The following is a 7,405-nucleotide window of genomic DNA, read 5'->3' on the forward strand; positions in this document are numbered from 1 at the left end:
TCGCTCCTTTACGCTAAAACGTAAGCGTTTCCACTATGCCGCTCATGACGCGCGCGGGCGTCGGCAAATAATCGTCCTCGATGCTGAACTGCGGGACAGGCACGTCAAAGCCCGTAATCCGCTTCACGGGAGCCTTCAAATAAATCAGCGCCTCATCGTTAATGATCGAGATGATTTCCGCTCCCATCCCTGCGGTCTTGTGCGCCTCGTGGACGACGACGGCGCGCCCGGTCTTTTTGATCGACTGGACAATCGCGTCGCGGTCGAGCGGGTAGATCGTGCGCAAGTCCACGACCTCACAGCTCGCTCCCTGCTCACGCTCAATCCGCTTCGCCGCTTCCTCGGCTACGCGCAGCATCGCTCCCCAGGCAAAAATCGAAATATCCGTGCCTTCGCGCACCACTTTTGCTTTCCCGATCGGCACGCAGTACATCTCTTCGGGGACTTCTTCCTTGAAAGCCCGATACAGCTTGGTCGGCTCCAAAAAGATGACCGGGTCCGGGTCTTCCATCGCAGCGATCAGCAAGCCTTTTGCGTCATAGGGCGTGCTCGGCGCCACTACCTTCAGCCCTGGCACGTGGGCAAAAAACGTCTCGACGCTCTCCGAGTGCAGCTCCGGCCCGCGAATGCCTGCGCCGTATGGCGTGCGAATGACCATCGGCACATGGTACTGGCCGCGAGTCCGGTAACGCATCCGCGCTGCATGGGACACGATCTGCTCGAAGCCGGGATAAATAAAGGCCAGAAACTGAATCTCGACGACCGGAATCAGCCCGTTCATGGCAAGCCCGATGGCCGCCCCGATCATGCCCGCCTCGGACAGCGGCGTGTCGACGACGCGAGTGGCCCCGTATTTGTGAATCAAGTCTTCGGTCGCGCGAAAAACCCCTCCGTTCACGCCGATGTCTTCGCCGAGCAGCATGACGCGCGAATCTTCTGCCATCTTTTGATCCATGGCTTCCGTAATTGCCTGAATCATCGTCAGTTTGCGAATCATGCCGGGATGTCCTCCTTCTTCGCTGGCTTCGCAAGCTCGCCTTCCTGCTCGACTGCCATCCAGGTCGGCTCTGCGTACACGTGCTTGAACATGTCTTCCGGCCGGGATTTCGGATAGCTCTCCGCTTCCGCCAGTGCCGCGTCAATCTGCTCGTTTGCCCGGGCGATCAGCTCCGCTTCCTTGGCGTCGTTCCACAGCCCGCGCCGGACGAGGAACGTGCGCAGCCGCTGGATCGGATCGCGCTCGCTTCTCCACTCCTTTGCCAGTTTTTCCTGATCGCGGTACTTTTTCGGATCGTCTGCGGTCGTGTGGGCGCCGTAGCGGAATGTCACCGCTTCGATCAAGGTTGGCCCTTGCCCGTTCAAAGCCCGCTCCACCGCTTCTTGCATCGTCAGCCAGACGGCGAAAATATCGTTGCCGTCGATGCGCACGCCGGGAATGTCATAGGCGGCTGCGCGCTGGGCAATCGTTTTCGAAGCAGATTGCTGGGAAAACGGCACGCTGATCGCATAGCCGTTGTTTTGACAGAAAAAAATCGTCGGCGTCTGGAACACCCCGGCAAAGTTGAGCGCTTCATGGAAATCGCCCTCCGACGTCGCCCCATCGCCAAAGTAGGCCAGGCTGACGTGCTGCTCGTTTTGCAGCTTGCTCGCCCACGCCGTGCCAACCGCGTGAACCATCTGTGTCGCAATCGGCACGCATGGCGGCATGATGTTCAAGCCTTTCGGGCTGATGCTGCCCTCCATATGGCCCATCCAGTACAAAAACACGCGCGCCATCGACTGTCCATGCACAATCGCCGCTGCGTGATCGCGGTAAGTGGGAAACAGCCAATCCCCGGGCTTGAGCGCCAGCGCGCTTCCGACCTGCGAAGCCTCCTGCCCTTCAAACGGCGCGTACGTCCCCATCCGCCCCTGGCGCTGCAAATGGATCGACTTGCGGTCGAACAAACGCACCCGCACCATCTGTTCATACATGTTTATCATCATGGACTCATCCAGTCGCCCGTCAATCGCCGCTGTCAGCTCTCCCGCAGGAGTCAATACCTGATATAATGAAGACATGAAAACATCCCTCGCTTTCTCCATCGTTCACCATAACGTATGAGCAAGTTGCGTGCCAAGCGAATGAAAGCGGTTTCTTTACAACGAATGTACTTGATGATTCATTTTGCATATGCATTTTTGCGCACGGATGCTCAATTCTGATTATTTTGCAAACAAGCAACAAGCCATGCCCAAGGAGGAACACCATGTATCAGACCAAATTTTTCCAGGGAAGCGACAATACCGAGCTCGTCCAGTTGATTATGACCATTTTCAAAACTTCCCACGACGGTCTGGCGATCTGCGACCGCAACGGCTATGTGCTCCTGTACAACGACGCCTATTTGAGCATTACCGGGATTCCTGCTGATATCCTGAACAACTTCAGTTATATTGAACAAAAAGAAATGCACATGGTTCCGGATTCCTCCGCCGCCAGAGCGATCGCGACAAAGCAGACGCATAGCGTCGTCATCCATTACGCCAACGGCCGGACGGCGATCAATACCGCGACGCCGCTGCTCGATCCAAACGGGGAGCTGCTGTTTGTCGTCGGCAACGTCCGCGATATTACCGAGCTGAACAAGCTGCAGCAGGAGCTGGAGGAAACGCGCCAGATCAATTCTTCGTTCCAACGCGCGCTAGAGCAGATCCAAAACGACATCGACTCGGGCGGCCAGATCATCTACCGCAGCAGCATGATGCACCGGATCGTCTCGCTGGCGAATCGCTTTGCGGCCAACGATTCGCCGATTTTGCTGCTTGGCGAGTCCGGCGTCGGCAAAGACGTTTTGGCGAACTACATTCACGCACAGAGCGGACGCTCGGGCGAGTTTATCAAAATCAACTGCGGGGCGATCCCCGACCATCTGCTGGAGTCGGAATTGTTCGGCTACGAAAAAGGCGCGTTCACCGGAGCCAGCCAGGCGAAGGAAGGACTGTTTGAGCTGGCGCACAGCGGCACGGTCTTCCTCGACGAAGTCGGCGATTTGCCGTTTCCGTTGCAGGTCAAGCTGCTGAACGTTTTGCAGGACGGCAAAATCAGGCGGCTGGGCGGAAAAACGTCGCGCCAGGTGAACATGCGGATCATCGCGGCGACCAACAGCGACCTGGAAGCGATGGTCGAGCAGAAGCAGTTTCGCCAGGACTTGTACTACCGGCTGAACGTGCTGTCGCTGACCATCCCACCCTTGCGCGAACGCCGGGAAGATATTCCCGCTCTCGTTTTCTACTATTTAAAAAAGCTGGAGTGGAAATACCAGCAGGAAATGCGCCTCGAAACCGACGCGCTGGAAGCGCTCGTCGATTACGACTGGCCAGGGAACGTCCGCGAGCTGAAAAACGTCGTGGAGCGCTCCTACCACATGTGCGAAAATGGACGCATCACGTACGACCAGCTTCCTGCCTCGATTCGCAATTCGCAGCATAGCGCGCTCCCGCTGCATCTGGCTAAAATGGAGCAACCGCTTGCGCTCAAGGAAGCGGTCGAACGGTTTGAGCGGGAATACATCCAGCGCGTATTGAAAGAAACGAGCACGATGCAGGAATGCGCGGACAAGCTCGGGGTGAATATCTCGACGCTCGTGCGCAAAAAACGCGGGCTTGGAATCAAATAGCGGTAGGGACAACGATCGCGATTGCCGAAAGTATTACGGAGCGAAAAATTGGATGGGGGAATGAACGTGAAGGTTTATCCGATCAAAAACACCGAGTTGCACGCTTCCAACATGATTATGGGCAATATGCGCCTGACCCAGCTTTCCCTGGCAGAAGCGGAAAACTTGATCCGTACAGCGCTCGAAGAAGGGATCAATTTTTTCGACCATGCGGATATATACGGACAAGGCCGCTGCGAGGCGCATTTTGCCGACGCCATCCAGATGAACCCGGCGATTCGCGAGAAAATGATTTTGCAGAGCAAATGCGGCATTCGCTCCAAGGAAAATTACTACGACTTTTCCAAAGAGCATATTCTCGCCTCGGTCGACGGCATATTGAAACGGTTGAAAACGGACTATCTGGATATTCTGCTCCTCCATCGCCCGGACCCGTTGATGGAGCCAGAGGAAGTCGCGGAAGCTTTTCAGCAGTTGCAGGACCAGGGCAAGGTCAACTATTTCGGGGTGTCCAACCAGAACCCCGCGCAAATCGCGCTCTTGCAAAAGTACATACCGCAAAAGCTCGTGGTCAACCAAATCCAGTTCAGTATCGCGCACACACCCTTGATCGATTCCGGCATCTCCCTGAACATGAAAACAGACCAATCGCTCAACCGCGACAGTAGCATTCTGGAATACTGCCGTCTGCACGACATTACGATGCAGGCGTGGTCGCCTTTCCAGCACGGCATGTTCAGCGGCCCGTTTCTCGGCGACCTGATTCATTTCCCGGAGCTGAACAAGGTGATCGACAGCATCGCGGAAAAGTACGAGGTGACGAACACCGCCATCGCTGTCGCGTGGATTACCCGCCATCCCGCCAATATTCAAGTAGTGCTCGGGACGACCAATGCGCAACGGCTCAAGGACGCGTGCAAAGGGGCAGACCTGAGCTTGACCCGGGAAGAATGGTACCGCATCTACAAAGCGGCGGGCAACCTGATTCCATAAAGGGATAATGTGGGAGTCACTTGCCACAGTGTGCTCTGATGCTCGATCAGCGGAGCGATTTTCTCGTAGGCGCGCGCTGCCATCAGCGCAGGCAGCTCGGTTCCTCGCCCGTATGCGGTCGTCAACCGTTGCCAAGGGATGTGTACGCCATCGAGCTGGTCGTATCCTGTCATTTTGCTCTCCTCCTTTTGCCTGGAAAAAGAAAAGACACTAACCGAACCGTTAGCGCCTTTTCCCTTCATCATGACTACTGAGCTGAAAAACCGCCCATATATGTAAAGCTTATCTCCCGCACTTGCACCTGCTGCCTGCCGACCGGGCTCTCCAGAACAACAAAATCGTGTGGAGCGGCCAGCAGCAACTGTCTGCCGATGGGCGACAAGAATGAGATTCTGTTGTTATCTGGATCAATGTCTGTGGGGTACACCACAGTGAATGATTCCTCAAAGCCATCCTCTTCAAATAGCACCTTCACGCTGCTGCCAAGCAAAGTCACTGACTTGAGCGACTCAAACAGCGCACTGTCGTCTTTGGCGAGCAGTTGTTCCAGCGTCTGCTTGTAGCGCTGGATCATGTCGTCAACCGTCTGTTTTTCTTTTCCGTAATCCCGGACATAATGATCGAAAAAGAGCGAATATTGCTCATCGAAAAAGACAAGCTGGTTAATCAGATGCTTTCGCGTGCCTTGCAAAATACTAGGGTTCATAATAAATGTCACCCCCCAGTTGTTTTTCATAGACGAGTTTGATGAACGCCATGTTTTTCATCGAAAAAACCTCCTTAGAAAAATAGCCCCCGAAGGGACTCTCTTTATTGTAGCAGGAATTACAAAATGATTCCATTCTATGCATCGGCTGTCAATCTCTTAGGAGAGCTGGGACAGTCTGTAAGGGACAAAAAAAGTTTCCTCTACTTCGGTTGCTGGCAACGGTCGGCTGAAGTAATAGCCCTGAATTTCCTTGCAGGCGTTTTCCGTCAAAAAGTCCAGTTGGCCTTGTGTTTCGATTCCTTCCGCGATCACGTCCATGTTCAAATGCTTCGCCATCGAGATGATCGTCGCCACGATAGCCTGGTCGCTCGCATTTCGCGTGATGTCGGTAATGAAGGAGCGGTCAATTTTCAGCTTATGAATGGGCAACAGCTTGAGGTAACTCAACGAGCTGTATCCGGTACCAAAATCGTCGAGACTGATTTTCACCCCAAAATCGTTCAGCTTGTTGAGAATTTCCGTGGACAAATCCGGGTCCATCATCATGCTCTCCGTAATTTCCAGCTCCAAATATTTCGCTTCCAGCCCCGTTTCTTCCAGGATGTCGCGAATGTATTCGACCAGGTTCGCCTGGTGGAACTGCCGCGAAGACAAGTTGACGGAGACGGGAATGAGCGGCCCGCCTGCATCATGCCATTCTTTCATTTGCCGGCAAGCTTCCCTCAGCGTCCATGTGCCGATGTCGTAGATGAGTCCTGTTTCCTCCGCCAACGGAATAAAAATGCCCGGCGAGAGCATGCCCTTTGTCGGGTGGTTCCAGCGGACAAGCGCTTCGACCCCGATGATTTCATTGCTGAGCGCCTGCACCTGCGGCTGGTAGAACAGCGTAAACTCATTTTCCTTGACTGCCTTGCGCAAGTCGCTTTCCAGCTCAAAGCGCAGCAGCAGTTGGTTGTCCAGCTCGTTGGTGAAAAACTGGTAGCCGTTCTTGCCGTTTTTCTTCACCTCGTACATCGCCGTGTCGGCATTTTTCAGCAATTCCTCCACAGTTGTGCCGTGATCGGGATAGATGGCAATGCCGATGCTCGCCGAGACGTAATAGTCGTTGCTCTGCAGACGGTACGGAATCTCAATCTCCTTGACGACCTGCTCGGACAGCTCCGAAAAATCCCGGTCGGAGGACACGTTTTTGCAAATCAGCGTAAATTCGTCTCCCCCCATCCGCGCGATCATGACGTCGAATCCTTCGGTGCTTTTGCGAATGCGGTCGCTCACCTCTTGCAAAAAGCGATCTCCGTACGTGTGTCCAAGCGAATCGTTAATCAATTTAAACCGATCAATATCCAGCACCAGCACAGCAAAACGGGAGTTGTCCTCCCTGCTTATCTCAATCGTCTCCTGCAACGTTACATGCAGCTTCCTCCGGTTGGGCAAGCCCTTCAAATCGTCGTGAAGCGCCTGGTATTCGATAATCGCTTTCGCCCGTTGCTCCTCCATCCGCGTCTGATGCTCGTACGCTTCCAAAACCAACTGCTGTTCGAGGCTGAGCAGCTTGGTGACAGCCTGTGCCAGACCGGAGCAGTCCGGGTGAGTGCCTTGCAAACTATCGACGATGCGCAGCAAGGTGCTGAGCAGATTTTGAAACGAGCCCATATACCACTTCGAGGGCAACCCGATTTTTTGGTGCACCATGGCAATTCGCATCCGTTTTTCAACAAAAGCCTCATCAATACGGCCGTCGAACATCTCAATCAAATGGCTGGACAACGTTTGCCGCAGACGATTGACCGTCGTATGGCTCGTAATAATCTCTTTTAATGAATCGACGTGCAGGATCGCTTCGTAGAACGAGGCGGTGATTTGCTCAATTTGCTCCACGACGACAGGACGAAGCCCTGCAATCAGCTCCAGGTCTTTTTGCGTCAAATTAATCATGTTCAATTGAGCCAAAACTTCTGGGTTACCTTTTGAGACTCCCACGGCTAAAGCCGCAAGCCTTCCACCTTGCGGTGTACGGGTGGGATTCTTGAATGACTAAGCGTTC

At 54.3% G+C, this 7,405-nt stretch carries 7 protein-coding genes; 2 read left to right on the top strand and 5 right to left on the bottom strand.

All coding sequences use genetic code 11. The features are described from left to right. Positions 1-13: 13 nt before the first annotated feature. Both AC3WQH_RS15260 and pdhA read right to left on the bottom strand, forming a co-directional pair. On the bottom strand, positions 14-997 hold the full coding sequence (locus AC3WQH_RS15260; RefSeq protein WP_005833649.1) for an alpha-ketoacid dehydrogenase subunit beta: 984 nt from the start codon (positions 995-997) through the stop codon (positions 14-16). Continuing rightward, entirely contained in the window at positions 994-2,061 is a 1,068-nt protein-coding gene (gene pdhA, locus AC3WQH_RS15265) for a pyruvate dehydrogenase (acetyl-transferring) E1 component subunit alpha (protein ID WP_005833651.1), read from the bottom strand. The genes AC3WQH_RS15260 and pdhA overlap by 4 nt, the downstream gene beginning before the upstream one ends. A 188-nt stretch (positions 2,062-2,249) precedes the next feature. On the opposite strand from pdhA, the gene AC3WQH_RS15270 reads away from it, so the two are divergent. Both AC3WQH_RS15270 and AC3WQH_RS15275 read left to right on the top strand, forming a co-directional pair. Continuing rightward, positions 2,250-3,659 carry a sigma-54 interaction domain-containing protein gene (locus tag AC3WQH_RS15270; RefSeq protein ID WP_005833653.1) on the top strand — a complete coding sequence of 470 codons (1,410 nt, stop codon included), beginning with the start codon at positions 2,250-2,252 and terminating at the stop codon, positions 3,657-3,659. 60 nt (positions 3,660-3,719) lie between these two features. Next, positions 3,720-4,652: an aldo/keto reductase gene (locus AC3WQH_RS15275; RefSeq protein WP_007786701.1), complete on the top strand. Its 933-nt coding sequence runs from the start codon at positions 3,720-3,722 to the stop codon at positions 4,650-4,652. Here AC3WQH_RS15275 and AC3WQH_RS15280 read toward each other — a convergent pair. From AC3WQH_RS15280 to AC3WQH_RS15290, 3 genes are all read right to left on the bottom strand, one after another. After that, a complete protein-coding gene (locus AC3WQH_RS15280) occupies positions 4,622-4,825 on the bottom strand; it encodes a hypothetical protein (RefSeq protein WP_005833657.1) in 204 nt (67 codons plus the stop codon). The two genes, AC3WQH_RS15275 and AC3WQH_RS15280, sit on opposite strands and share 31 nt — an antisense overlap. A 74-nt stretch (positions 4,826-4,899) precedes the next feature. Next, positions 4,900-5,358, bottom strand: a complete 459-nt coding sequence (locus tag AC3WQH_RS15285; RefSeq protein ID WP_005833659.1) for a GreA/GreB family elongation factor — start codon at positions 5,356-5,358, stop codon at positions 4,900-4,902. Positions 5,359-5,517: 159 nt separating this feature from the next. Further along, positions 5,518-7,296: an EAL domain-containing protein gene (locus AC3WQH_RS15290; protein ID WP_007786706.1), complete on the bottom strand. Its 1,779-nt coding sequence runs from the start codon at positions 7,294-7,296 to the stop codon at positions 5,518-5,520. Between the last annotated feature and the right edge of the window lie 109 nt (positions 7,297-7,405).

The sequence above is a fragment of the Brevibacillus sp. FW301-21C12A genome, from assembly GCF_058788915.1.

Bases quoted from the DNA above. Each gene is read 5' to 3' on its own strand.
- AC3WQH_RS15270 (WP_005833653.1), top strand. From the start codon at position 2,250: ATGTATCAGACCAAATTTTTCCAGGGAAGCGACAATACCGAGCTCGTC.
- AC3WQH_RS15275 (WP_007786701.1), top strand. From the start codon at position 3,720: ATGAACGTGAAGGTTTATCCGATCAAAAACACCGAGTTGCACGCTTCC.
- AC3WQH_RS15280 (WP_005833657.1), bottom strand. From the start codon at position 4,825: ATGACAGGATACGACCAGCTCGATGGCGTACACATCCCTTGGCAACGG.
- AC3WQH_RS15260 (WP_005833649.1), bottom strand. From the start codon at position 997: ATGATTCGCAAACTGACGATGATTCAGGCAATTACGGAAGCCATGGAT.
- pdhA (WP_005833651.1), bottom strand. From the start codon at position 2,061: ATGTCTTCATTATATCAGGTATTGACTCCTGCGGGAGAGCTGACAGCG.
- AC3WQH_RS15290 (WP_007786706.1), bottom strand. From the start codon at position 7,296: ATGATTAATTTGACGCAAAAAGACCTGGAGCTGATTGCAGGGCTTCGT.
- AC3WQH_RS15285 (WP_005833659.1), bottom strand. From the start codon at position 5,358: ATGAACCCTAGTATTTTGCAAGGCACGCGAAAGCATCTGATTAACCAG.